Annotated in this window: 21 protein-coding genes; 16 read left to right on the top strand and 5 right to left on the bottom strand. The window is 58.0% G+C overall.

All coding sequences use genetic code 11. The features are described 5' to 3' along the window. The first annotated feature begins 36 nt into the window (after positions 1–36). The 5 genes from purF (at position 37) to MKI83_RS05810 (ending at position 11497) form a co-directional block, all read left to right on the top strand. Entirely contained in the window at positions 37–1545 is a 1509-nt protein-coding gene (gene purF / locus MKI83_RS05830) for an amidophosphoribosyltransferase (RefSeq protein WP_241583971.1), read from the top strand. 9 nt (positions 1546–1554) lie between these two features. Further along, positions 1555–2766, top strand: a complete 1212-nt coding sequence (locus tag MKI83_RS05825; protein WP_241583970.1) for an O-succinylhomoserine sulfhydrylase — start codon at positions 1555–1557, stop codon at positions 2764–2766. 172 nt (positions 2767–2938) lie between these two features. Further along, positions 2939–5581 (top strand): winged helix-turn-helix domain-containing protein, encoded by a 2643-nt coding sequence (locus MKI83_RS05820; RefSeq protein ID WP_241583969.1) that lies wholly within the window; start codon positions 2939–2941, stop codon positions 5579–5581. A gap of 188 nt (positions 5582–5769) precedes the next feature. Next, positions 5770–8514 (top strand): peroxidase family protein, encoded by a 2745-nt coding sequence (locus MKI83_RS05815; RefSeq protein WP_241583968.1) that lies wholly within the window; start codon positions 5770–5772, stop codon positions 8512–8514. Between the two features lie 100 nt (positions 8515–8614). Further along, positions 8615–11497 (top strand): HD domain-containing phosphohydrolase, encoded by a 2883-nt coding sequence (locus MKI83_RS05810; protein ID WP_241583967.1) that lies wholly within the window; start codon positions 8615–8617, stop codon positions 11495–11497. 19 nt (positions 11498–11516) lie between these two features. On the opposite strand, the gene MKI83_RS05805 is transcribed toward MKI83_RS05810, so the two are convergent. Genes MKI83_RS05805 through MKI83_RS05795 form a run of 3 tightly spaced genes read right to left on the bottom strand, consistent with a single transcriptional unit; the run spans position 11517 to position 14560 of the window. Further along, positions 11517–11930, bottom strand: coding sequence for an MAPEG family protein (locus MKI83_RS05805; protein ID WP_241583966.1), 414 nt, complete (start codon positions 11928–11930; stop codon positions 11517–11519). 24 nt (positions 11931–11954) lie between these two features. After that, a complete protein-coding gene (gene gspD, locus MKI83_RS05800) occupies positions 11955–13922 on the bottom strand; it encodes a type II secretion system secretin GspD (protein WP_241583965.1) in 1968 nt (655 codons plus the stop codon). Next, positions 13919–14560 (bottom strand): type II secretion system protein N, encoded by a 642-nt coding sequence (locus MKI83_RS05795; protein ID WP_241583964.1) that lies wholly within the window; start codon positions 14558–14560, stop codon positions 13919–13921. The genes gspD and MKI83_RS05795 overlap by 4 nt, the downstream gene beginning before the upstream one ends. Before the next feature lie 226 nt (positions 14561–14786). Between MKI83_RS05795 and gspE the strand changes: the two genes are divergently transcribed. The 10 genes from gspE (at position 14787) to grxD (ending at position 22640) form a co-directional block, all read left to right on the top strand. Next, complete coding sequence (gene gspE / locus MKI83_RS05790) at positions 14787–16286, top strand: type II secretion system ATPase GspE (RefSeq protein WP_241583963.1); 1500 nt, start codon at positions 14787–14789, stop codon at positions 16284–16286. A gap of 6 nt (positions 16287–16292) precedes the next feature. Next, complete coding sequence (gene xcpS, locus MKI83_RS05785) at positions 16293–17507, top strand: GspF family T2SS innner membrane protein variant XcpS (protein ID WP_241583962.1); 1215 nt, start codon at positions 16293–16295, stop codon at positions 17505–17507. A gap of 3 nt (positions 17508–17510) precedes the next feature. Then, the gene (gspG, locus tag MKI83_RS05780; RefSeq protein WP_241583961.1) at positions 17511–17936 is read left to right on the top strand and encodes a type II secretion system major pseudopilin GspG; all 426 of its coding nucleotides are present in this window, start codon (positions 17511–17513) and stop codon (positions 17934–17936) included. Positions 17937–17951: 15 nt separating this feature from the next. After that, a complete protein-coding gene (gene gspH, locus MKI83_RS05775) occupies positions 17952–18464 on the top strand; it encodes a type II secretion system minor pseudopilin GspH (protein ID WP_241583960.1) in 513 nt (170 codons plus the stop codon). After that, positions 18461–18844 (top strand): type II secretion system minor pseudopilin GspI, encoded by a 384-nt coding sequence (gspI, locus tag MKI83_RS05770; protein WP_241583959.1) that lies wholly within the window; start codon positions 18461–18463, stop codon positions 18842–18844. Before gspH ends, gspI begins: the two co-directional genes overlap by 4 nt. Then, on the top strand, positions 18844–19554 hold the full coding sequence (gene gspJ / locus MKI83_RS05765) for a type II secretion system minor pseudopilin GspJ (protein WP_241583957.1): 711 nt from the start codon (positions 18844–18846) through the stop codon (positions 19552–19554). The genes gspI and gspJ overlap by 1 nt, the downstream gene beginning before the upstream one ends. Next, positions 19551–20522: a type II secretion system minor pseudopilin GspK gene (gene gspK / locus MKI83_RS05760; protein WP_241583956.1), complete on the top strand. Its 972-nt coding sequence runs from the start codon at positions 19551–19553 to the stop codon at positions 20520–20522. Before gspJ ends, gspK begins: the two co-directional genes overlap by 4 nt. Positions 20523–20525: 3 nt before the next feature. Next, complete coding sequence (gene gspL / locus MKI83_RS05755) at positions 20526–21689, top strand: type II secretion system protein GspL (protein ID WP_241583955.1); 1164 nt, start codon at positions 20526–20528, stop codon at positions 21687–21689. After that, entirely contained in the window at positions 21686–22180 is a 495-nt protein-coding gene (locus MKI83_RS05750; RefSeq protein ID WP_241583954.1) for a type II secretion system protein M, read from the top strand. Before gspL ends, MKI83_RS05750 begins: the two co-directional genes overlap by 4 nt. A 139-nt stretch (positions 22181–22319) precedes the next feature. After that, positions 22320–22640: a Grx4 family monothiol glutaredoxin gene (gene grxD / locus MKI83_RS05745; protein WP_241583953.1), complete on the top strand. Its 321-nt coding sequence runs from the start codon at positions 22320–22322 to the stop codon at positions 22638–22640. Positions 22641–22699: 59 nt separating this feature from the next. Here grxD and nhaA read toward each other — a convergent pair whose 3' ends face one another. Further along, on the bottom strand, positions 22700–23884 hold the full coding sequence (gene nhaA / locus MKI83_RS05740) for a Na+/H+ antiporter NhaA (RefSeq protein WP_241583952.1): 1185 nt from the start codon (positions 23882–23884) through the stop codon (positions 22700–22702). 183 nt (positions 23885–24067) lie between these two features. On the opposite strand from nhaA, the gene MKI83_RS05735 reads away from it, so the two are divergent. Further along, complete coding sequence (locus MKI83_RS05735; RefSeq protein ID WP_241583951.1) at positions 24068–25180, top strand: PLP-dependent cysteine synthase family protein; 1113 nt, start codon at positions 24068–24070, stop codon at positions 25178–25180. Here the strand turns inward: MKI83_RS05735 and MKI83_RS05730 are convergent. Beyond that, on the bottom strand, positions 25155–26465 hold the full coding sequence (locus tag MKI83_RS05730; protein WP_241583950.1) for a Na+/H+ antiporter NhaC family protein: 1311 nt from the start codon (positions 26463–26465) through the stop codon (positions 25155–25157). The genes MKI83_RS05735 and MKI83_RS05730 overlap by 26 nt on opposite strands. Positions 26466–26629 lie beyond the last annotated feature (164 nt).

Below are 26629 nucleotides of genomic sequence, written 5' to 3'. Positions count from 1 at the left end.
AAATGCGTGATTTCGCCAAGTTAAGAGGTATAGGCAATGTGTGGCATCGTCGGCATCGTGGGCAAGGCCAACGTCAATCAGGCGTTGTACGACGCGCTTACCGTATTGCAACACCGTGGCCAGGATGCCGCCGGTATCGTAACCAGTCATGAAGGGCGTCTGTTCTTGCGCAAAGACAACGGCTTGGTCCGCGATGTCTTTCAACAGCGCCACATGCAGCGCCTCGAAGGGCGTATGGGCATTGGCCATGTGCGTTACCCCACGGCCGGTAGCTCAAGCTCAGCCGAAGCGCAGCCGTTCTACGTTAACTCGCCCTACGGCATTACTTTGGCGCATAACGGCAACTTGACCAACGTTGAGCAGTTATCGCGCGAGATTTACGAATCTGACCTGCGCCACGTCAACACCAACTCAGACTCTGAAGTGTTGCTCAACGTGTTCGCCCACGAACTTGCCAGTCGCGGCAAGCTGCGCCCAACTGAAGAAGACGTGTTTGCTGCTGTGGCCAGCGTGCATCAGCGTTGCATCGGTGGTTATGCGGTGGTGGCGATGGTTACCGGTTACGGCATTGTTGGCTTCCGTGATCCGCACGGCATTCGTCCGATTGTGTTCGGTCAGCGCCATACCGATGAAGGCGGCGTTGAATACATGATCGCGTCAGAAAGCGTGGCCTTGGATGTGTTGGGGTTCACCCTGATTCGTGATCTGGAGCCCGGCGAAGCGGTGTTTATCACCGAAGATGGCCGCCTGTTCACCCGCCAGTGTGCGCAAAATCCAAGCTACGCGCCGTGTATTTTCGAGCACGTGTATCTGGCGCGTCCTGACTCCATCATGGATGGCGTCTCGGTGTACAAAGCGCGTATGCGCATGGGGCAGAAACTCGCGGAGAAAATCCAGCGCGAGTGGCCTGAGCACGATATCGACGTGGTCATCCCAATCCCAGATACCAGCCGGACCTCAGCCTTGGAAATGGCGCACCATTTGGGGGTTAAGTTCCGCGAAGGTTTCGTTAAAAACCGCTATATCGGCCGCACTTTCATCATGCCGGGGCAGAAAGAGCGCAAGAAGTCGGTGCGCCAAAAGCTCAACGCAATTGATCTGGAGTTTCGCGGCAAGAACGTGATGCTGGTGGATGACTCCATCGTGCGCGGCACCACCTGCAAGCAAATCATTCAAATGGCCCGCGAAGCCGGTGCCAAGAACGTGTATTTCTGCTCGGCGGCCCCCGCAGTGCGTTATCCCAACGTGTATGGCATCGATATGCCCAGCGCACATGAGCTGATCGCGCATGGTCGTAACACCGCTGAAATCGCGCAACTGATTGGTGCCGATCGCCTGATTTATCAAGATCTCGATGACTTGATCGAGGCCGTGGGCGAAAAGAGCAGCAAGTTGCAGCAGTTCGATTGTGCGGTCTTTGATGGCAAGTACGTCACCGGTGACGTCAATGATGTCTATCTGCAGCGTATCGAAGCGGCTCGTAACGATGCTGCCAAGGGCATCAAGAAGATTGCCGATACGGTGATCGATCTGCACAACGATTAAGGAGTAGCCATGAGCCAGGACTGGACCCCAGGTTACCTTGATAGCGACTTAGCGGGCGTAGAGGCGGACACCTTCGCCGTGCGTGGCGGCCAGCGCCGTAGCCCCGAAGGTGAGCACGGCGAGGCGCTGTACCTGACCTCAAGCTACGTGTTTGGTTCGGCCGCCGAAGCGGCCGCTACCTTCAGCGGCGAGCGCAGCGGCAACGTCTACTCGCGCTATACCAATCCGACCGTGCGCACCTTTGAGGAGCGCTTGGCCGCGCTAGAGGGCGCCGAGCAGGCCGTGGCAACGGCCTCGGGCATGTCCGCCATTCTGGCCACCATGATGAGCCTGTGCAAAGGTGGCGATCATGTGTTGGTGTCGCAAAGCGTGTTTGGCTCAACCATTGGTTTGTTCGACAAATACCTCAAGCCGTTTGGTCTTGAGGTCGATTACGTGCCGCTGGCAGATGTCGAAGCATGGCGCGCGGCCATCAAGCCCAACACCCGCATGCTGTTTGTTGAGTCGCCGTCTAATCCGCTGTCTGAGTTGGCTGATATCGCCGCCTTGGCTGAGATGGCGCACGCCGCTGGCGCTATGTTGGCGGTGGATAACTGCTTCTGTACCCCCATCTTGCAGCAGCCATTAAAGCTTGGCGCCGACATCGTGATTCACTCGGCGACTAAGTTTATTGATGGTCAGGGTCGCTGCTTGGGTGGGGCCGTGTGCGGTCGAAGCGAGCAGATGAAAGAGCTGGTGGGCTTTTTACGCACCTGTGGCCCGACCATGAGTCCGTTTAATGCGTGGGTGTTTCTCAAGGGTTTAGAAACCCTGCGCCTGCGCATGCAAGCCCACTGCGCCAGTGCGCAAACCTTGGCACAGTGGCTCAGCCAGCAGCCGCAAGTAACGCAGGTGCATTACTCAGGCTTGCCGAGCCATCCACAGCATGCGTTGGCTAAACAGCAAATGAGCGGCTTTGGCGCAGTGCTGGGCTTTGAAGTGGCAGGCGGTAAAGAAGCCGCTTGGCGCGTGATTGATGCGACGCGGATTTTCTCCATCACCGCTAACTTGGGCGATGCCAAAAGCACCATCACCCATCCGGCGACCACCACCCATGGTCGCTTGACGCCCGAAGTGCGCGCTGCTGCAGGCCTTGGCGATGGGCTGATTCGCTTGGCGATTGGCTTGGAAGATGTCCGCGATCTACAGGCCGACTTAGCGCGTGGTTTAGCCAGCCTTTAACCGTGACTGATCGCACTTGAAAGCCCGGTTCGCCGGGCTTTTTTCTGCGCCAACCAAAGTAGGGCAAGGGTCTAGGTCAGCTAAAAGTGTGATGCGCTGCGGTTGTTGGCTGGCGTTGGGCCAGTACACTAGGGCGATTACAACAAAAATAATAACGAGCGAGATTGCCCCTATGAAGAGCCCCCTTCCTAGCGGCGCTATGTTGGCGGGTGTGTGCCGCACCCATCTTCTAGCACGCCTGCAACAGGCGGCGGATAAGCCGTTGCTGATCGTTTTAGCGCCGCCCGGTGCGGGCAAATCGACCTTACTTGAGCAGTGGATGCGGCAAGCGTGGTGCAAGCCGCGTGTGCTGATCACTGTTCAGGCACACGACAATCAGCCGGTGTGGTTTTTCCGCCGTTTGCTCATCGCTATTCGCCGGCAGATGAGTGACTTCGATGCCTCTTGGTTTGATCCGATTGGTGCGCAGCTGCAAGGCTCACCGGTGGCTGCCGCCGCAGCCTTAGCGCAAGCATTAGAGCGCTTGCCGCAGGGGCTGTGCTTGGTCTTTGATGATTTTCAGCATATTGATGATCCGCAGATTTTGGCCGTGCTGCGGGCTTTGCTACAGCTGTCGCCACAAGCTTTGCAGGTGTGTATCGCCAGTCGACAGGCGCCGGATTTACCGCTTGCTAGTTTGCAGCTGAACGACCGTGTGTGCTGTCTAGAAGCCCACGACCTCGCCCTAACCGCCGCAGAAACCCAGGCATTGAGCACCTGCTTGGGCGGTGAAGCATTACCCCCAGAGCAGTTGACCGCCGTGCATGACATGACCGAAGGCTGGGTCGCTGGGGTGAAGATGGCGCTACTGAGTTACGCGCGCTTTGGTTTGCCGGCTTTAGCGCGCTTCAGTGGTACCCAGCCGCAAATTGTTGATTATTTCGGTGAGGTGGTGCTGCGCCAATTGCCAGCGGGTATGCGTGATTTTTTCCTCGGCAGTGCGCTGCTTGAGGTGTTCGACGGCCCCTTGTGTGATGCGGTGTTGCAACGCGAGCACTCCACGCGTTTGCTTGAGGACTTGGCCGCGCAACAATTGTTTATGCAGCCGGTAGAGGGGCGACCAGGCTGGTATCGCTACCATCCCTTGCTACAGGCTTTTCTCAGCACGCGTCTGCAGGTCGAACAGCCGCAGCGAGTGCCCTTGCTGCACCGGCGTGCGGCGCACTATTTCGCGCAGCAAAGCAACGCACCGTATCGCGACGACGAGCGTGCTTTGGTGCACGCGCAGCAGCTCAGTGAACCTCGCTTGCAACAGCAGCTCTTGGTGACGGTCGGGGAGCAGTGGCTTAAGGCCGGCTATTTTTCGCGCTTGTTGAAGTGGCTGCTGGCCTTGGATGAGGCGTGCTTGCTTGAGCAGCCTGTGTTGCTGGGTTACGCCGTGGAGGCGCTCACCTTGAGTCGCTGTTTTCATCAGGCGGATTATTACCTGCAACTGGCAGAACAACACGGCTTAGCGCAAGGCGCTCGCGGCGCTTATTGGTTGCTGCTGCGTTTGCTGCATAGCACCTTTCAGGATGACGCGGCGAGCACCTTGCCCCAGTTGGCGCAAGGCTTACGGGCGCCGCAGGTGCCTATGGTGTTGCGCGCGCAAGCGCAAACCTTGTTGGCCTATCACGATCTGATGGCCGCTGATTTAGCCTCGGCGATTCGTCACGCCAGCCAAGCACAAAGCGTGTTGGCGCATAGCGGGCATCGTTTCTTGCAGAGCTATGCGGACTTGATCGTGGTATTGAGCCGCCGCCATGCCGGGCAAAGTTTGCAGGCACGCAATCAGGTGTATGCCGACTTTGCGGCCACGCCGCGAGACTGTCCGGCGTGGTTGAATCGTGCCACCGCTATGTTGGTGACTCTGTACGAGCAAAATCAGCTGATTGAAGCGCAGCAGCTAGGCGATGACCTGTTGGGCGAAGTCAGCGCCTCTTCGGCCAGCGAAGCGATTGTGACCGTGTATGTCACCTTGTCGCGGGTCTTGCACAGCCGTGGCTTGGCTGAGCGTGGAGAGCGCCTGCTGGATAACTTAACCCGCGTGTTAGAGCTGGGGCATTACCCGCGCCTGTTCGCTCACGTGGCGCAAGAGGCGCTGCGTCAAGCGCTGCTCAGCGGTTCGCGCAGCGTTTTGGAAGGCGTAGCGCGGCGCTTTCAGTTGCCGCAGCGGCTGGCGGCCGGTGAGTGGGAAAAGACCCGCCCCTACAGTGAAGGCTGGGAGCGCAGTGGCATGGCGGCGGTTTACTGGTTGCTCGGTAGCGGTCAAACCGCACAGGCGGTGCGTTTGTTGCGCGTGCTGGCGCAAGCGCTCAAAGCCAGTCAGATGCGGGTGCGTGCTTTAGTGGTGCAGATCAATCTGCTGTGTTTAAACACAGAAAACGCGAGCCTTGTTGAACAAGGACAAACCCTACAGCGTCTGATTGCCGAGCACGGCATCGCCTGTTTTAGTCGCTGTGTGCTGGATGAAGCCCCCAGTGCGAGCACGCTATTGCAACAGTTGGTTAGCGCCGGCGCATTGCCGGTGCCGCAAAAGTACCGCGAACACTACGCGGCCTTGATAGGCGAGTCGGGTTCGGGGGCAATCAATAGCCCTTTGCCGCTGTGTGCAGGGTTAACCGAAAAAGAGCGCGAAATTGTGCGCGCCACGCTGGCGGGCTTGTCGAATGCCCAGGTCAGTGAGCAAGCCGGTATTGCCGTATCGACCACCAAATGGCACTTAAAAAACATCTACGCCAAATTGGGGGTCAGTACGCGCGCTGAGTTGATTGTTAACTTGCAAAGTCGCGCTTAACGTTTTTAGCCTGCTTGTTGGGTGTGCGCTGCGGCACACTTTCGTCGTGTTATGTGCGCTATTTGCTGGTTGCCCCTCCGCAAGGGTGGGGGCAGGTAGGGGCACTCTCCTTAGTCTTGCTGGCTGCGCTTGGGCATCCCCCCGACCGAGCGCTCACCATAACGACAATAAGCGTAGGAGAGAGAGTGATGACGCCATGGGTAACTTGGCCGGCGTTGACCAAGCTAGGCACGCTCGGTGTGATGGCTGGTCTGATTGTACTGGCCGTTGAGCGACAGGAACTGTTTGAGAACAACCTGTTTGATCTAGAAAACTACGGCCCTTATAACGCCGATATTGAGTGCGACGAGCGCAGCCTCACCGCTCGTACCGAAGACGGCACCTGTAACATCCTCAGCAACCCTGCCGAGGGCTCGGTTTATCGCCGCTTTGGTCGCAACGTTGACCCCGCCGTGGGGCAGGGTGAAACCAGCACGCTGTTATCACCCAACCCGCGTGAAGTCAGTAACCTGGTCATGGCGCGCGAAGAGTTTAAGCCGGCGCCGAGTCTGAACTTTATTGCCGCAGCATGGATTCAGTTCATGGTGCACGACTGGTTTGACCACGGCCCCAACGCCGATGCCGACCCGATTCAAGTGCCGTTGCCAGCCGGTGACGCGTTAGGTTCTGGTTCGCTAACGGTCAAACGCACCCAGCCCGACCCAACCCGTAGCGGTGCTGATGCCGGCAAGCCCAATACCTTCCGTAACCACAACACGCATTGGTGGGATGGCTCGCAGATCTACGGCAGCAACAAAGACGCCAGCGATGCGATCCGCACCTTTGAGGGTGGCCTGCTGAAGATTAATCCAGACGGCACGCTGCCGGCCGAGTTGCTGTCGGGAAAGCCCATCACCGGTTTTAACAACAACTGGTGGGTTGGCCTGAGCATGCTGCACCAGCTGTTCACCAAAGAGCACAACAGCATTGCCAGCATGTTGGCGCAAAAGTATCCGGGCAAATCAGATCAGTGGCTGTACGACAAAGCACGTCTGATTAACGCGGCCCTCATGGCCAAGATCCACACCGTGGAATGGACTCCTGCGGTGATCGCGAACCCTGTTACCGAGCGTGCCATGTACGCCAACTGGTGGGGTTTGCTGGGCCAAGGTGGTCCGCGTGATGACTACCAAAATGAAGTACGCAAGCTGCGTGAGGATCTCGCTAAGTCTGACTCGTTTGTGAAAGCGATTTTGGGCTTTGACCCTAACGTGGCCGACGGTGTGGGTAACGGGGCGTTGGATCATGCCCTCAGCGGCATTGTGGGCTCAACCGCGCCGAACAACTACGGTGTGCCGTTCACCCTGACCGAAGAGTTTGTCGCCGTATACCGCATGCACCCGCTGATGCGTGACAACGTCGAGGTGTACAACATCGGCAGTAACGAGCCGAGCGACGTGGTGGCCTTACAAAACACCCGTGACCGCGACGCCGAAAGCATGCTGCGCAGCCAAGGTGCCGAGCGCTTGTGGTACTCCTTCGGTATCACCAATCCAGGTTCGTTGACGCTGAATAACTACCCCAGCTTCTTGCGTAACTTGTCGGTGCCGCTGGTAGGTAACTTGGATATTGCCACCATCGATGTGCTGCGTGACCGTGAGCGTGGCGTGCCGCGTTACAACGAGTTTCGTCGTCAGATTGGCCTGAAGCCGATCACCAAGTTTGAAGACCTGACCACGGAAGCCGTTACCCTGAACAAGCTCAAGCAGCTGTACGGTAACGACATCGAAAAGATCGATACCTTGGTGGGGATGTTGGCCGAAACCGTGCGTCCTGAGGGCTTTGCCTTCGGCGAGACTGCGTTTCAGATCTTTATCATGAATGCTTCACGTCGCCTGATGGCCGACCGCTTCTACACCAAAGACTACACCCCCGCGGTGTATACCCAAGAAGGTTACGACTGGGTGGAAAACACCACCATGGTGGACGTGCTCAAGCGTCATAACCCTAATCTTGTGGCCAGCTTGGTGGGGGCCGATAACGCCTTCAAACCTTGGGGTCTGCGCATTCCTGGCGACTACGAGCAGTGGAACGGCGCCGCTAAACAAGAGCACTTGTGGGTTAACGGTGCCTTGCGCACGCAATACAAGGCTGACGAAGTCCCGGCCCTTAAGCCGGTGGATATCGGCGGTTTGATCAGCTCAGTGCTGTGGACCAAGGTGAAAGAGCGGACCGACGTTGCGCCGGTCGGCCACCAAAAGCCGATCCACCCGCACGGGGCGATGGCCAAGGTCAAGTTCACTGCCACGGCGGGGCATCCGTTTACCGGCTTGTTCCAAGGGGCCGAGCATGGCTTGTTGCGGCTATCGGTGACCGGTGATCCGGCGGATCGTGGTTTTGCACCCGGTTTGGCGTGGAAGGCCTTTGTCGATGGCAAACCGTCTGAAAACGTCTCGGCGCTCTACACCTTGTCGGGGCAGGGCAGCGACTACAATTTCTTTAGCAATGAGCTGTCGCAATACGTCGTGCCTGAAGCGAACGACACCTTGGGTACTACGGTGTTGTTCTCGCTGGTCAGCAGCAAGCCGACTTTGCTGAGCTTGGCGGATATGTCCGAGGTAACAGCCAACGGTACAGTGGTTACTCAGCCCAAAGCGCCGACGCAGATTTATTTCGTCCCGCGTAGCGATGTGAAGAGCCGCTTTAGCAGCACGGCGCATGATTTCCGTGCGGACTTGTTGCAGCTGCAGACGGGCACCGTGTTGTACGACGTGTACGCCACCTCGCAGTCGATCAAAACCTCGATCTTCCCCTCGTTGAGTCGTCGTTACGCCGCTGAGCGCCGTAATAGCGCGGTAAAGGTGGGTGAGATGAGCTTAAGCTCGGCCTTTAACATCTCCGCCTTTGGCGATAGCGGAGTGTTCTTCAAGCACCAGCGCAACGAAGACAAGTAAGTTTATCTCGCACTTTAGCCGGCCCTTGTGGCCGGCTTTTTTCGTGTGTAAGCGCAGATTTACCTATAGTGCAGAACACGGACGCATCGGAGTGCATGGCATGTTTAAACGGCGAATCCCGCTGTATATCCACATCGCCTATTTGTTTGTCGGGCTGTTGTTGGTGTTTGCGCTGGTCAGTACGGGGTTTCATTACTGGCAAACCCAACGCTTGTTGGCGGATCAAGCACAGCAGCGCTACACCGATATTGCGAGCTATACCCAGGCTGAGTTGCGGGTGCTGTATAAGCCGAGCTTGGCCAGCATTAACCTGTTAAGCCATTCGCCGTTGATGGCCGCCGAGTCTTTAGAGCAGCGACTGACCTACTTGCCAATCTTGCAGACGGCGCTACAAACCCAAGGCGAGCTGGCATCGGTTTACGTGGGTTATCACAACGGCGATTTTATTTTGTTGCGCCGCTGGCAAGACTTGCCGCTGTTCAAGCGCAAATTCAGTCAAGCGCCGGCGGGTACGGTTTGGGTGGTGCAAAGCCAAATGCACAGCAGTCCCGTGCCGGGGCAGTTCTTGTACTTTGATCAGCAACTGCGTGAACTAGCCCGCGAGCCGCGCCCTGATTATCAGTTTGATCCGCGCACACGGCGCTGGTTTCAGCAGGCGCAAAACCGTGGTCAGTTGTACCGCTCTAACCCCTATGCGTTTTTTACCACTGGCGAAGTGGGTTTTACCCTCGCCATGCCGATGAACAACGGCAAGGCCGTGGTGGCGGCGGACACCACTTTGCAGCAACTGCAGCACGTGTTGGCCAGCAAGACCATTACCAGCAACTCGCAATTGGCACTGCTCAGTGCCGCGGGTGAAGTCTTGGCGTGGCACGCCCCTAACCAGACGGTGGATTCGTTGCTAGGTGAACTGCCACCTATGGACAAGCTCACGTTGGAGCCCTTGCAACGAGCGTATGCGTTGCCAGGCGAAGGGTTGCAGGTAAAGCAAGTCTCACTGGCTGGCGAAGGCTGGCATGTGGCGCGTATCCCGATACCGAGCGATGCAGGCAGCGGCTTGACCTTGTTATTGGCCTCGCCAGAAAACGAATTAATGGCGCAGGCTGTGGCGCAGCGCAACCAAGCCTTGTTGATTAGTGGCTTGATGCTGTTGCTCGGTGTCGCTTTGGCGCTGGCGTTGGCGCAGCTAGCGGCTAGACCGCTGCGCGCGTTAGCGGTGGAGGCGGCCAAAATCGAGCGCTTTGATTTTGCCAGTGTGCTTAAGGTCGACTCCAACATTGCCGAAGTGCATGACCTAGCGAATGCCATGAGCAAAATGAAAGCGACGATTCATCGCTTTTTACAGTTGTCGTTGGCCTTATCCAGTGAAACCCATTTTGAGCGCCTATTGGCGCAAGTGCTTAAGGATATGCAAGAGGTTTGCAATGCCGAAGGCGCTTTGATTTATCTCTACGATGATCAGCAAGCGGCCCTGACACTGCGGCAGGTGCGTTGGCATGGCGCTGAGTTGGGCTTGGCCAGCGAGCAGGTGGTGCCCTTGGCGGACGCAACTCATAGCTTGATTCAAACATTTAATCAAAACAGCCCTGCGTTATTGGATGCGCGCGTCTTAAACCAAGACTTCGCAGCGCTGCCGGCGCAAAGCCACGGATTAACACTGTGGTCCTTACCGCTGTACAACCCCAAGCACGAGCTGATTGGCGTGCTGGCGCTGCTGATTGATCAATCCAGAAATCCACTAAATGACGCGCTGATGGCTTTTGCGCGCAGCTTGTCGAATGTGGCGGCGGTGGCACTCAATGGTCAGCGTTTGTTGAACGAACAAAAGCACTTGTTAGAAGCCTTTATTCAACTGTTGGCCGGCGCCATTGACGCCAAAAGCCCCTACACCGGGGGCCACTGCCAGCGCGTGCCTGAGCTCACCAAGATGCTGGCTAAGGCCGCGTGCGAGCAAAACCAAGGGCCGTTGCAGGGCTTCAACCTCGACGATGAAGGTTGGGAGGCGTTGCATATCGCCGGTTGGTTGCATGACTGCGGCAAAATCACCACGCCGGAGTATGTGGTGGATAAAGCCACCAAACTTGAGACCTTGTACGACCGTATTCATGAAGTGCGCATGCGCTTTGAAGTGCTCAAGCGCGACGCGCAAATCAGCTACTGGCAACAGCGCGCGGCGGATGTTGCTGAGCCAACAGCGTTGGCGCAATTAGACGCTACGTTGCAGCAACTGGATGATGATTTTGCCTTTGTGGCGCGCTGCAACAATGGTGATGTGCCGATGAGCGACGAAGATCTGACGCGATTACAAGCGTTGGCCGAGCGTCGTTGGCAGCGCACCTTGTCAGACCGTTTGGGCGTTGGGCATGAGGAGCTAGCGCGCATGCAGCAAACCCCTGAGCCTGCCTTGCCTTGTGCCGAACCCTTGTTGGCTGACAAGCCCGAGCACGCCATCGAACGACCAGCATCGCGCGACTTTGGCCAAGGCTTTAGCATGCAGACCCCAACGCTGCTGTATCAACGTGGCGAACTCAGCAATTTAAGCGTGCCGCGCGGCACCTTAACCCATGAGGAGCGCTACAAAATCAATGAACACATCATTCAAACCATCCTCATGTTGGAAAAACTACCGTTTCCACGGCATTTGCGCGAAGTGCCGGAGATCGCAGGCGGTCACCATGAAAAGATGAATGGCCAAGGTTATCCCCGTGGCTTACGGCGTGAAGACATGAGCTGGCAGGCGCGGATGATGGCAGTGGCCGATATTTTTGAGGCGCTCACCGCGATTGATCGGCCTTACAAAGAGGGCAAAAAGCTTTCGCAAGCCTTAAAGATCATGAGCTTTATGCAGCGCGATGAGCACATTGATGGCGATGTGTTTGCGCTGTTTTTACGCTCAGGCGTGTACTTGCAGTACGCGCAGCGCTATATGCCGCCTGAGCTGATCGATGAGGTATGCATTGAAGACTATTTGCCTTCAACTTAGCCGTGTAAGTGGGGCGGGGTTACAGCAGTGTGACCCCCAGTTGCCCCGCTAAGAGCAACAACAAGGCAATGCCGAGGGCAAAGCAGTTACGCCGATGCGGCACATAGTTGCTGCCGACATGCACCCACGCATGGACATAGCGGCTGGCAACGTAAGCGCAGCCAACGAGCAGGGTAAAGCCATTGGCGGCGCCGAGTTGATGCAGGGCCAGTACCAGCACGTAAAACAGCACTGGGCTGGCAAATTGGTTGTTGATGCAGTTATTCACTTGGCGCACGGGGTCTGGCCAAGCCGCTTCATCCAGCGGCGCGCGCTGTTCGTCTACAAGGCCAGCGGCGCGCGCAGCCTTTTTGCGTTTTAACAGCAGCGGGTACAAGCCCAGTGTCAGTAGTGCTTGGGCTAACAGCGGCAACATCACCATGGAACTGCTCATACGTTAACGCCTCAGTGGGGGAGTTTATGGCGCTGTTCTTAAGTCCAGCGTTGCAGGGCCATTGTTGCGGCCATCAAACAGTTGATTGGGCGTGCGCGGCAAAATGCTCGGCTGCGCGCTGTTGCTGTTTTGGTTGATGATTTGGATATCGCTGTACTTCTTGCCCGATAGCGCTGCTAGGCCGGCGGCATCGCGGACTAAACTGGGGCGTAAAAACACCATCAAGTTGCGTTTGATGTGTTGCTCGCGGGTAGAGCGGAAGAGCCGACCCAGCCATGGGATATCGCCCAGCAGCGGCACCTTAGAGTCGGACGTGACCACATCGTCTTGAATCAAGCCGCCGAGCACAATCACTTGACCGTCTTCGGCCAAAATCGTGGTTTTAATCGAGCGCTTGTTGGTGACTAAATCCACCGCTTGCGAGCTGAGCGAGGTGCTGGGGGCGATGGATGAGATTTCTTGTTCCACTTCAAGGCGCAAGGTTTGGCCTTCGTTCAGGTGTGGCGTGACCTTAAGATTGACGCCGATATCTTTGCGCTCAATCGTGGTAAATGGATTGCTCGAGCCAGCCGCGTCGGTGGTGTATGAGCCGGTCTGAAACGGCACGTTTTGTCCGACTAAGATTTCGGCCTTTTGGTTATCCAGGGTCAAAATGCTCGGCGTCGACAGCAGGTTGCTCTTGCTGTTGGCTGATAGCGCGGTGATCAGCGCGCCAAAGCTGTCAGTGCCCACGCCAATGATGGCGCCGTCGGGCAAGCTGAAGTTATCCGGGATTTTGTCGTTGGCAATCGCTGAGATCACGGTGCCGACGGAAATGCCGGTATTGCCGAAATTAACGCCCGCGACGCCGCCGGTATCACCGCGCGCATCAATCGCCCACTGCACCCCTAAAGCATCGGTGATGTCGCCGGCCACTTCGACAATCGCCGCTTCCACCAACACTTGCGCCCGTGGAATATCCAGCTGGCGCACGATGTCTTCGACGGTAGCAACCAAATCAGGGTCGGCCAGCACGATCAGGGCATTGAGGCTTTCGTCGGCACGAATCAACAGTTTTTGCTGCGTGCCGCCCTCGGTAGAGCCTTGTTTCAGTTGTTCGGTGATGTCGCCCAAGGTTTCTGCCAGAGCTTTGGCGTCGTTATGGCGCAAGCGAATCACGCGGGTGTTGGCCGACCGCGCGCTGGGGGTGTCTAGTGAGCGGGCGAGTGCCGCAAGCTTGGCGCGGGCTTGGTCTGGACCGAGCAGAATCAAACGGTTGGTGCGGCTGTCAGCAATCACCTGCACGTTGCTGGTGCCTTTGGCTTGGCCGCGGTTAAGCGAGTTATTCAACACTTCGGCAGCATCCATCACCCACGCATGCTGCAGGGTGATCACGCTGTAATCGCGGGCGTTGCTTTGGTCAACTTCGCGAATCAGCTGCTCAATGCGTGCGATGTTGGCGCGGCGGTCGCTGATGATGATGGCATTGGCCGAGACCACCGCAGCTAAATGTCCGTACTGCGGCACCAGCGGGCGAATAATCGGAATCAGTTCGGCGGCGGCATTGTGCTGCACTTGGATGAGGCGCGTTTCTAAGTTATCGGGTGCGGGGCGACCTTGATTGCCTTCGGCTTTAGCTTCATTGCTGGGCACCACACGCGCTTGTTCACCCTGCGTGATCACGGTAAAGCCGTGGGTGTTCATCACCGATAAAAATAGCTGATAGACCTCGCTGAGGGTCAGTGGCGTCGAGGAGATAACCGAGACTTGGCCTTTGACCCGTGGATCAATCACAAAGGTTTCGCCGGTGATGCTCGCCACTTGCTCGACAAACTCGCGGATGTCGGCGTCTTTCATGGTGATCGTCCAGCGTTCTTCGCCGCTGGCTTGGCGTTGGCTATGAATGCCACTGTTATTGGTGGCGGCCACGCTGACGGCTACAGGGGCTAGAGCGAGGCTGACGGCCAGCGCGAGGGACGTTAGCAGCGGGCGAAGGGCAACGGGCTGGCTCATGGGCTGGGTTCGGTCTCAGAAGGTGAGTTATCAGAAGAGATGCCGGCGGCGCTCATTTCTTGGCGCAGGCTTTCCATGCGTTCACGCAGCAATTGATAGTTTTCGTCTTGCAATTGTTCGAGGTCGTTGACCACTTCGGCTTGCTCGTACACCGAGCCTGCGGGCATGGCATCGGCGCTACTGCGTAAACGACTGGCGGGGTAGTACAGACTTTCGCGGGCGGCGCCGCGGCCGAGTACCACGTGATCGGGATGCACTTCGAGCAAGCGCACGCCGGCGCTGATCTCGCTGTCGATCACGTAGCGCTGCGCTTTGCGCTGTTGGTCACGAATAATCGCTGCCGAACGGCTGCTGTCGGGGTGGACAAAGCTGGCCTCGAGGGTCAGCTGCAAATTGGTTTCCGGGGCGCTGCTGGCGATCACCGGCGCATCGCCAAACAGTTCGCTCAGCTCGACCGAGGCGGGTTGGTCGTTGTCATGGCTGGCGCTGCTTAATTGCGGCGCGCTAACGGGCGCCCGCAGAGTTTTCATCAGCGCAATGGCTTGCCAGGTTAACGACAGGCTCAACAGCACCACCAGCGTAATCGCTACTAGGGTTGGGGCATGTTGTTTAAGGCGGGCGAGGTGGTCGCTCGTCAAGGGATAACTCCGTGGGTCGTGGCGCGTGGCCATCATTCTTATTATTGGGTTGCCAACCAGGGCAGGGCTGCATCATAACAAGACTATCGCAGCGCGCTATAGCGCAGTGCCACACATTTGGGAGGTGGTCACTGCGGTGCAAATATGCTCTAGTGCGCGGTAACAGACTGGTTCTGACACGATAATAAGCGGCGCAAAAGCGCCCTAAGAAGATTGCACCTTGCCTATGAATGCTATCGCACCCGCCGCAGCCAGCTTGGCCGCTACCCGTTTGCCCTACGCCTTCGCGCGCCGTCATGGCGTGTTGCTGTGCACTGACCAAGGGCGGTTACAGATTTGCCACAAAGCGGGCATCAGTTTAAGCGTGTTGGCTGAAGTCCAACGTTTGGTTGGGCAGGCACTGCCGTGGCAACTGCTCGATCCCAGCGCGTTTGATCAACAGTTAGCCGCGGTGTACCAACAAGACACCTCCGGCGCCATGCAAGTGGCTGAGGGCTTAGGTGCTGACCTCGACTTGGCCAGCCTTGCCGAGCAAGTGCAGCAAACCGAAGACCTGCTAGAGCAGGAAGACGACGCGCCGATCATTCGCCTGATCAATGCCATTCTGAGCGAGGCCATCAAAGAAAACGCCTCGGATATCCATATCGAAACCTTTGAGAAACGCCTCGTGGTGCGCTTTCGCATCGACGGCATTCTGCGTGAGGTATTGCAGCCGCGCCGCGAGTTGGCGACCTTGCTGGTCTCGCGGATCAAGGTGATGGCGCGTTTGGATATCGCCGAGAAGCGTGTGCCGCAGGATGGTCGCATCTCGCTGCGCTTGGCCGGCCGTGAGGTGGATATCCGCGTGTCGACCTTGCCGTCCAACCACGGTGAGCGCGTGGTGCTGCGTTTGTTGGATAAGCAGGCCGGACGCCTGAGCCTGCCGCACTTGGGGATGAGCGCCCGCGACCGTGCGTTGATGCAAGATATTCTCGCCAAACCGCACGGCATTATTCTGGTCACCGGCCCCACCGGCTCGGGTAAAACCACGACCTTGTACGCCAGTTTGGTCACCTTGAATGACCACACCCGTAACATCCTCACCGTTGAGGATCCCATCGAATATCACCTCGAAGGCATCGGCCAGACACAGGTTAACGGTAAGGTCGATATGACCTTTGCCCGTGGGCTGCGCGCCATTTTGCGGCAAGACCCGGATGTGGTGATGGTGGGTGAGATTCGCGATAAAGAAACCGCCGAAATCGCTGTGCAAGCCTCGCTGACCGGTCACTTGGTGCTGTCGACTTTGCACACCAACAGCGCCATCGGTGCGGTGACGCGTTTGGTGGATATGGGCGTGGAGCCGTTTCTGCTGTCGTCATCGTTGCTTGGCGTGTTGGCTCAGCGCTTGGTGCGCGTGCTGTGCCCGAGCTGCAAACAAGCTTATCAAGCGGATGCGGCCGAGTGCGCGGTGCTTAATGTGCCAGCCAGCACCCCGCCGACCTTGTACCGCGCTTGTGGGTGCGATGACTGCCGCCAGCTGGGTTATCGCGGGCGCACCGGCATTTACGAGCTGGTGGTGCTGGACGACACCTTGCGCACGCAAGTCCACGCCAACGCCAGCGAGCAAGACATGCTGCGCCACGCCCGCACCTTGGGCCCGAGCATTCGTGAGGATGGTCGGCGCAAAGTTTTGGAAGGGGCCACCACGCTGGAAGAAGTGCTGCGTGTGACGCGCGAGGAGTAAGCGTTAATGGCTGCCTTTGAATACCTCGCCCTGGATAACGCGGGCCGCCAGCGCAAAGGCGTGCTGGAGGCCGATAGCGCCCGCCAAGCGCGGCAACAATTGCGCGAGCAAAAACTGTCACCACTAGATGTGCAGCCGGCGCGCAGCAAGTCGCAGCCGGGCACGCCGCGTGTAGGTTTTGTCCGTGGTCTATCAGCGCGTGATTTGGCGCTGCTGACGCGACAGTTGGCCACGCTGGTGCAAGCCGCGTTACCGATCGAAGAAGCGCTGCGCGCCGCGGCGGCGCAGTCCACCACGGCCAAAGTGAAAAGTATGCTGCTGGCGGTGCGTGGCCGCGTGCTAGAAGGGCACAGCTTGGCCGCAAGCTTAAAAGAATTTCCCAGCGCCTTTCCCGACTTGTATCGCGCCACGGTGGCTGCCGGTGAACATTCGGGGCATTTGGGCTTGGTGCTCGAACAATTGGCCGACTACACCGAGCAGCGTTACCAGTCGCGCCAGCGTATTCAGCTGGCGCTGATGTATCCGGTGATTTTGATGGTGGCCTCCTTAGGTATCGTCGGCTTTTTGCTCGGTTACGTGGTGCCGGATGTGGTTAAGGTGTTCGTCAACACCGGGCAAACGTTACCGGCGTTAACGCAAGGGCTGATCGCCAGCAGCGAGTTTGTTAAAGGTTGGGGCTGGTTGGTGGTACTGCTGAGCATCGCAGGCTTGATTGGCTTACGTCAGCTGCTTAAACAGCCGGCGCTGCGCTTAACGTGGGATCAGGCCTTGCTCAGCCTGCCGCTGATTGGCCGCTTGTCACGTGCGACGCACACCGCACGCTTTGCCTCCACCTTGGCGATTTTGAGCCGCAGCGGGGTGCCCTTGGTGGATGGCTTAGGCATTGCGGCGGCGGTGATCGGCAATATGGCGATTCGTGGCCGCGTCGAGCAAGCCGCACAAAAGGTGCGTGAAGGCTCCAGTCTTACGCGCGCTCTGGAGGCCACCGGTGATTTCCCGCCGATGCTGTTACATATGCTGGCCAGCGGTGAGCGCTCTGGCGAGTTAGATAACATGTTGGCGCGCGCCGCCCGCACCCAAGAAAACGACTTGGCCGCCCAAATTGGCCTGCTGGTCGGCCTATTTGAGCCGTTCATGCTGGTGTTTATGGGCGCGGTGGTGCTGGTGATTGTGCTGGCAATTCTGTTACCGATTCTTTCGCTTAACCAACTGGTGGGGTAGTGCATGCAACGTAAGCAAGGCGGTTTTACGCTGATTGAAATCATGGTCGTGGTGGTGATTCTGGGTATTCTGGCCGCGCTGGTGGTGCCACAGGTGATGAGCCGCCCTGATCAGGCCAAGGTGACGGTGGCTAAAAACGACATCAAAGCCATCTCCGCCGCGTTGGACATGTACAAGCTGGACAACCACAGCTATCCCAGTACGCAGCAGGGGATCGAGGCGCTGGTGAACAAGCCTTCCGGTAACCCAGCAGCGAAAAACTGGAATAAAGACGGCTACCTGAAAAAACTGCCGGTTGATCCTTGGGGCAATGCCTACCTGTACCTGCAGCCGGGCAGCAAAGGCGCTTTTGATCTGTATTCGCAAGGGGCTGACGGTAAAGAAGGCGGCAGCGACCTTGATGCCGATATCGGCAGCTGGGATATCTAAACCATCATGCGGCCAATGCGCGGCTTCACTCTGATCGAGCTGTTGGTGGTGCTGGTCATCATCGGCACGCTGGTCAGCTTGGTGAGCTTTTCCAGTGGCTTGGTCAGCCCCGAGCGGCAATACGCACGGGAAGCCGAGCGCAGCCAGCAATTGCTGCAACTGCTGCTGGATGAGGCATTGTTGGCCGGGGTCGATTATGGCGTGCAGGTTGAGGCCAATCGCTTGTCACTCTGGCAGTGGCAGGCCGATGAGCAGCGTTGGCAGCCGGTGCCGCAGTTCGCTCCGTTAGTCTTGGCCGAGCCGTTGCGCTTTAGTCTGGAGCTGCAAGGTGAGCCGTGGGCGTTAGCCAGCCCCAGCGAAGAGGAACAAGATGCCCCCAGCACCGCCGCGCCATTGCCGCAACTGTTGTTTTTGGCCAGCGGTGAGTTCAGCCCATTTCGCCTGAGCGTGGCGGTGCCCAAGCAAGCGAACCGTTGGTTGATTGCCGGCGATGGGTTTAATTTGGCCGCGCTGGAGCAACTGCAGTGAACGCCCGCGGGTTTACCCTGCTGGAGGTGCTTGTGGCGTTGGCGATCTTTGCGACCTTGGCCGCAGTAATTCTGGTTGCCAGTGGCCGCAGCGTAAACAACGCCATGCGCTTAGAGGACAAAACCTTAGCCAGTTGGATAGCGGATAACCGGCTGCAAGAGCTGCAATGGCAAGGCACGGTGCAGTCTGGGCGCGAGCAAACCGAGCTCGATTACGCCGGTCGCCGCTGGCAGCGCTTAGAGCTGATCGAAACTACCACCGAGCCCGGCATGTTGCGCGTGACGGTATGGGTGGCGCCACGGCCTGATCAGCCGGATAACAGCCCGCTTGAAGAGCGCGCCGTGCTCAGCTTGGTAGGTTTTGTCGGAGCCGGCAGTTGATGCGAGTTCGTCAGCAGCTTGGCTTTACCTTGCTGGAGGTGATGATTGCGATAAGCATCTTTGCCTTGGTCGGCTTGGCCACCTACCGCATGCTCGACACGGTGCTGCAAAGCGATCAGCGCATCAAAGTCCAAGAGCTGCGCCTGCGTGAGTTGGTGCGCGCGTTGGAGGTCTTCGAACGCGACATTCTGCAATTGCGCCCGCGCCCGATTCGCAGCGCGTACGGTGATGAGCTGCCGGCGCTGAGCTTGCAAGGCGACAGCAATCAGCAAATTTTAGAGTTCACCCGCGCCGGTTGGAGTAATCCGCTGGCGCACGCACGTAGCCAGCTACAACGGGTGCGATGGCAGTATCAAAATGATCAGCTCACCCGGCAATATTGGCAGGTGCTCGATCAAGCACAGGACTCGCTCGCCCAGCCACAAAGTGTGCTGAGCCAACAGCAAGGTTGGCAGCTGCAAGTGATGGACGAGCAAGGGCAGTGGCACAGCCAATGGCCCTTGGCCGATACCCGCAGCAGTGGCGGTGCCGAAGCCGAACCGAAACTGCCCAAGGCGTTGCGCCTGACCTTGCAGCATCCGCATTACGGCGAGTTACTGCGCCAGTGGCGCTTACCCGATGGCCCACCGCAAACCGAGCCGGGGCAGGCGGCTAATCAAGATTCCAGTCAAAACGCGGATCAGACGCCATCCAGCGAGGCCACGCAGTGAAGCGGGCACAACAGGGCGTGGCTTTGATTACGGTGCTGCTGATCGTGGCGCTGGTCACTGTGGTGAGCGCGGCGATGATCAGCCGGCAGCAGCTGACCATTCGCGCGGTTGGTGTGCCGATCACGCAGCGTCAAGCGCTGCATTACGCCTTGGGTGGCGAGCGCTTGGCGCAAGCGTTATTGCAGCGTGATGCGCTGGCTGGCAATCCAGCGCAGCCATTGGATCACCTGCAAGAGGCGTGGGCCAAACCTTTGCCGGCGTATCCGGTGGACGGCGGTGAAATCCAAGTACGCATCGAAGATGTGTCGGGGCGTTTCAATCTCAATAGCTTGCTGCGCGATAAGCAGGTCGATCAAAACGCCGTGCAACGCCTGCAGCGCCTGTTGCTGCGCTTAGACATCCGTGCGCCTTATGCGCAGCGCTTGGCCGATTGGCTGGATGCCGATCAAGAGGTTTCAGGCGAACAGGGCGCTGAAGATGGCGCCTATTTATTGCAGCAACCGCCGTACCGAGCCGGCAATCGCCTGTTGGCCGACGCCAGCGAGATGCGCCTGCTGCTCGGCATGAGCGATGAAGACTGGCGCAAGTTAGCCCCGTGGGTCAGCGCATTACCGGCGCAGGCACCGCTGAATATCAATACTGCCAGCGCGTTGCTGCTAAGCACCTTGGCCGATCCGCTCACGCCTGACAGCGCCAAGGTGTTGGTCGCCGCGCGGGGCGCCCAAGGTTATCCCGATGTGGCTGGTTTTTTGAGTCAGTCAGCACTGGCTGGCATGGGCGTAGCGGCGCAAGGTTTAAGTGTTGGTAGCCATTTTTTTACCGTGACCACCTTAGTGCGTTTGGGTGATGCTCAGCGCGTGGTGCAATCGACGTTGCAGCGTGACGCGCAAGGTAAGGTGCATGTGCTCGGGCGCGATTTTAGTCAGCGCTGGCCGCAAGTCAGCAAGCCAGTGAAGAAGGAGCAATAAGCCATGTGGCAGTTGAGTCTAGGCCCGCAGGCGGCCCAAGGCCTGGCATTGAGTGCGCTGGATGACCTGCGATGGTGGGATGAGCAGGGCCATGCTGGGCGCGGTGACTGGGATGAGTGGCAAGCGCTATTGGCCGAGCAGCCAAGCCCTGTGGCGCTACAGGTGTTAATCCCCGTTGAGTCGGTCACGGTGCTCACGGTTGAGCTGCCGACCCGCAAACAGCGTTGGTTGCAGCAGGCGCTGGCCTATGCGGTTGAAGAACAACTGGCCGAAGATGTTGACGCCTTGCACCTCGCCATTGGTCGCGAGGAGCAGGGCAAAACGCGGGTGTTGGCGCTGCGTAAGACGCGCTTGGAGGGCTGGTTAGCTGAGCTGGCGGCGTTGAATGCGCAAGTCAGCAGTGTGCAGGTCGATGCGGATCAATTGGCTAGTCAATTGGTCGGTCAAGCCGAGCAGGCGGCGTGGTGTTTGTGGCAGGGGCGTGGTCTTTGGTACAGCGCCGACGGGCAATGTCTGGCGGTTACCCGCGAAACCTTGCACAGCCTATTGGCGCAACATGATGCGCAAGGTTGGCGCCTACAAGGTGAGGCGCATGCAGACTGGCCGAGTGCGACCGAACTGCAGCGTCCGCAAGCGAGCGCCGTGGCCATCGAGTTGGCGCAGGGGGATTACGCGCCGCCAACCGATCGCACGCCGGCCAAGCGTTGGCTGCCTGTGGCGGCACTGCTGGGCTTGGCTGTGCTGCTGCAGTGGTCGTTTAATCTGGGGCAAGGTCTGTATCTACAGCAGCAGGCCGATGCGTTGGCTGAACAAAGCCGCGCGCAATATCAAACACTGTTTCCGCAAGATCGCCGCATCGTCAATTTAGAGGCGCAATTTCGTGAGCACTTGCGTCAAGAACAAGCGCCAACAGGCGCGGGTTTTATCGGCCAGCTGCAACAGGTGGCCGGCGGCTTGCTCAGCCAAGGGACGAACGTGCGGGTGTTACAAGTGGATTATCGACGCAGTGCCGATAGCTTGAGTCTAGAGGTTGAAGCCAGCGATTTTGCAGCGCTAGAAGCACTACGCCGGCAGCTGCAAGAACAGGGGCTGGATGCGCAGGTGGGCTCGGCCTCGCGTGAAGGTGACAACGTGGTCGCTCGGGTCCAAATTGGAGGTGAGGCATGACGAGCAACTGGCAAGCATTGCCTTTGGGGCAGCGGTGGTTAGCGCTGCCATCGCGGGACCGTTTCGCGTTGTTGCTGTTGGCGGGTTTTGTGCTGATGGTGCTGTTGTATGTGCTGGCTTGGCTGCCGGTGCAGCGCCACGCACAGCAGGCGGGCGAAGACTTTCAACGCCAGCGCAGCTTAAATGCTTTGATCATGCACAATGCACCGGCGGTGACTGGGCGGCCGGTGGCTCAGCAAGCGCTGCAAGCCGAGCAACTGCAAGGATTGCTGACCGCCTCGGCGCAGGCGCAGGGTATTCGCCTGCAGCGACTCGATGTGCAGCAACCGGGTTGGATTGAGCTGCAAGTCGAGCGCTTAGCGGTAACGACGCTGTTTGCGTGGCTGGCTGAATTAGAAGCCCGCGGCGTGGTCATCGAAGAGGTTGGGCTCACCCGTGTGGAGCCGGGCATAGCGGATGTGCGCTTGGCGTTGTCGGCGGGCGGTTTCTAGCCTTGCGTTTGACGCCGGTCAGTAGTTGACTGAATTACTGCGTTAAAGCGCGGCGAGACGTGGGTTTTTTCGTTACAATCGCCGCCAACGTGATTGCGCTCGCTGATTCAACAGCAGCCAGGTTTAGCCGAGGTGAAGTGTGGACATTATCGATACCATCAAAGAACAAATCGCTAACAACACCATCCTGTTGTACATGAAGGGCTCACCCAATGCCCCGCAGTGTGGTTTCTCTGCGCGTGCCTCGCAGGCCGTGATGGCGTGTGGCGAAAAATTCGCGTACGTCGACATCCTGCAAAATCCGGACATTCGCACCAACCTGCCGAAGTATGCGAACTGGCCAACCTTCCCGCAGTTGTGGGTAAAAGGTGAGCTGGTCGGTGGCAGCGATATCGTGCTGGAAATGTTTGAAAACGGCGAGTTGCAAACCCTGATCAAGCAGGCGGTTAGCGAAGCCTGATTGCTTAGCCGGCAATAAAAAACCCGAGACTCAGTCTCGGGTTTTTTATTGCGCGTTATTTATGGCTGCTCTTTCGCCGGGCTTGATTTGGCCATTAACCAATAGCCAATCACGGCCGAGAAGAAGGAGCCAACCAAAATACCCAGCCGGTCGAGGCCTGCATGCGGGTTGACGCCCGGTTCAAAGGCCAGCGAGCCGATGAATAAGCTCATGGTGAAACCAATACCGCACAACACCGAGACCGCCAGTATTTGCGTCCAATTGCTGGCGGCGGGCATGTCTGCCATGCGCGTTTTAATCGTGAGCCAGCTAAAGCCAAACACACCGACGGTTTTACCGATCAGCAAGCCGGCGGCGATCCCCAGTGGCACCGGGTCAAGCAAGCTGGCGAAGGTCAGCCCTTGCAGGGAGACACCGGCGTTGGCAAACGCGAAGATCGGCATGATGGCAAAGGCAATCCAAGGATGCAGCGCATGCTCGGCCAGCAGCAATGGCGAAGGGCTGCCATCGGTGGTGCGTAGCGGGATGATAAAGGCCATGGCGACGCCTGCGAGCGTGGCGTGAACGCCGCTCTTGAGGACGCTCACCCACAAGAACAAACCGATGATCAAGTATGGGCCAAGCTTGTTCACGCCCATGCGGTTCATCAGCACCATGGTGCTTAAGAAGATGCCAGCAAATACCAGTGAGGTGTTGGACAGATCCGCCGAGTAAAACAGGGCGATCACAACAATGGCGCCCAAGTCGTCGATGATGGCCAAGGTCATTAAAAACAGTTTCAGGGTGACCGGCACGCGGGAGCCCAAGAGCCCCAAAATACCTAAGGCAAAGGCAATGTCGGTGGCCATGGGGATCGCCCAGCCTTTAAGGGCTTCGGCTTCGTGATGGTTGAACCACCAAAAAACGGCTGCCGGCACCAGCATGCCGCCGATTGCGGCCATGCCAGGCAAAACAACTTGTGAGGGGCGTGATAGGTGGCCTTCGAGCAGTTCGCGTTTAACTTCTAAACCGATCAGCAAGAAGAACAGTGCCATCAGGCCGTCGTTAATCCACAGCAGTAAGGGCTTGTCGATGGCCAGTGCGCCGACTTTGACCGCCACCGGCACTTCAAGAAAGTAGTCGTAGAGGAAAGATAAGGGCGAGTTATTAATCACCAGCGCCAGTATCGCGGCAAGGATCAGCAGGATGCCGCCGGCCGATTCCAGTTCGACAAACCGCTTGAGGCGATGCCTGATGCGTACCATAAATGGAGCTCCTTCAGGGTGACCACGACCTTCTGGCGGGCCGCATGAATGACGTCACAATAATTTATGAGGGACGCGGGTGGAGTACAAACCGCAACTGTGTGGGGATGTTTCACACCGCTGTGCCTAGCGCAGGTGAGTATACCCGACTAATTTTAAAGGAGTTTTTTAAGGATTAAGTTTATGCCAGCGCAGCGCCAGTGGGTGAGTCAGTCGGTTGCCATTATTGAGGCGGATTTTAATCGCAGCGCCGACACGCATTTGATACCGCTTGATCTGGCAGGGTTCGCCGGTATCGATGTGTATTTCAAAGACGAGTCCAGCCACCCGACGGGTAGCTTGAAGCACCGTTTGGCGCGTTCGTTGTTTTTGTACGCCTTGTGTAACGGTAAGTTGCGCCAAGGTGCGCCAGTAATTGAAGCGTCGAGCGGCTCTACGGCGGTGTCGGAGGCGTATTTTGCTCGCTTGCTCGGCCTGCCGTTTATTGCGGTGATGCCGGCCACGACGTCGCAGGCGAAAATCGCGCAAATCACTTTCTACGGTGGTCAGTGTCACTTGGTGGATGATCCCAAAGCGATTTACAGCGAGTCCGCCCGCTTGGCGCGTGAGCAAGGCGGCTACTTTATGGATCAATTCACCTTTGCCGAACGTGCTACCGATTGGCGCGCCAATAACAACATTGCGGAATCGATTTTTCAGCAGATGAGCCGCGAGCGTTACCCCATCCCGACATGGATTGTGGCGAGCCCGGGCACGGGCGGCACTTTGGCCACCATCGGCCGTTACGTGCGTTATCAGCGTCATGACAGCCAAGTGCTGGCGGTTGATCCGGAGCACTCGGTGTTTTACCAGAACTACCTCACCGGGGATGCACAGCTGACGTTGGCGCGTGGTTCGGGGATTGAGGGAATAGGTCGGCCACAAGTGGAGGCTTCGTTTGTGCCGCAGGTGTTGGACGCCATGCTCAAGGTGCCGGACGCTTGGTCGCTGGCGGCGATGCACTATTTGGCGCAGCGGCTAGGGCGCAGGGTCGGTGCCTCGAGCGGCACCAACTTGCTCGGCGTGTTGCTGGCGGCCGAACAAATGCACGCGGCAGGGCAGCAAGGCTCGATCGTGACGTTGTTGTGTGACAGTGGTGAGCGTTATGCCAGCACTTATTACGACGATGCTTGGTTGGCGGCGCAAGGTTATGACTTGCCCGCGCTGATCGTGCAGATTGCCGCAACTGCCGAGCAAGGCGCGGCATTACCCGCGCCGGTGGTCGAACACTTTAGCCGCGCGGGCGCCCAAGGATGATGGAGACAACCGCGACCGCGGCCAATAGCCAGCAGTAGTACACCGAACTCACCAAAGCTAACGGCGAGACGCCAGCCAGCGAGCCGGCCAGCAGTATTTGTGCGCCCCAAGGAATCACGCCTTGCACCACGCAAGAAAAGATATCCAGCAAGCTGGCGCTGCGCTTGGGGTCGACGTTGTCTTTTTGCGCGATGTTCTTCGCGACTTCACCGCTGAGGATGATCGCCACGGTGTTATTGGCGACAAACAAGTTGGCTAGGCTGACCACGGCGGCAATCGCAAACTCACCCGCGCGACGTTGGCCGATGGCGAGCAGGGTGGTGAGCTTGGCAATGCCTTGGCTGAGCCAAGCCAAACCGCCTTGCGTCTTCATGAGTGCGGATAGGCCGCCGATCAGCATCGATAGCAACATGATTTCCAGCATGCCTGCAAAGCCTGCGTAAATATCGTTGCCGAACTTCAGCACGCCGTAGTCAGGTGCCAGCAATAGCCCGCTAATGCCTGACAGGACAATGCCGGCCAGTAACACCAAAATCACATTTAAGCCGCTAATCGCCAGTGCCAAGACCGCCACATAAGGCAGTACTAGCCACACATTAGCGCTTTCGCGCGGCTCGCTCTGCGCGCCAGTGCCAAGCCAAGCCAGTAACAGCAAGGTGGCGATTGCCGCCGGTAGTGCGATCCGCAGGTTGAGCATGAACTTGTCGCGCATGCCGACGTTTTGTGAGCGCGTGGCGGCGATGGTGGTGTCGGAGATGATCGATAAGTTATCGCCAAACATCGCCCCGCCAATCACTGCGCCCATGGTTAAAGGCATATCAAGCCCGGTGGCTTGGGCGAAGCCTGCAGCCACCGGAGCTAGCGCACCAATGGTGCCCATTGAAGTGCCCATGGCGGTGGCCAAAAAAGCCGCCACGATAAACAGGCCGGGCAGGATGAGTTGTTCGGGGAGCAGGCTTAAGCCCAAGCTGACGGTGGCATCTACACCGCCAATGGCCTTGGTCACGGCGGCAAACGCACCGGCTAATAAAAACACCAAGCACATCAAAATAATGGTGGAGTCGCCAATGCCGGCAATAAAAGTATCCAGCTTGCGATTAAGGCTCTCGCGGCCTAAGCACAGCGCTACCAAGAGTGCGACTAAGGCTGCGACCGGTGCTTTTAACTGGTAAAAAGCGAAGTCAGTGCCGATATGGCTGTGGTACAGGCCACTGCCTAAAAATAGAGCGAGAAATACCAGCAAAGGCAATAGCGCCCAAGCACTGGCACGTGGTGTGCTGTTCATGCAATCTCCCGGATCACGGTCGAAGAGGGTGGGCGGCGTGATGATCGCCGCTGCGTGAGCCCGATGATCGGGCTCGTATCAAGGCCGGGCGGGTGGCTGGCCTTAAAAAGCCGGCGATTGTACCGGCTGTTTAAGAGCCAAATTAGATGCTTTTAAGTTAATAA

Origin of the sequence: Atopomonas sediminilitoris (genome assembly GCF_022601735.1) — a bacterium.
Classification (GTDB): Bacteria; Pseudomonadota; Gammaproteobacteria; order Pseudomonadales; family Pseudomonadaceae; genus Atopomonas; species Atopomonas sediminilitoris.
The sequence above is the reverse complement of the archived record's forward strand: the minus strand, read 5'-3'. Positions and strand labels throughout refer to the sequence as shown.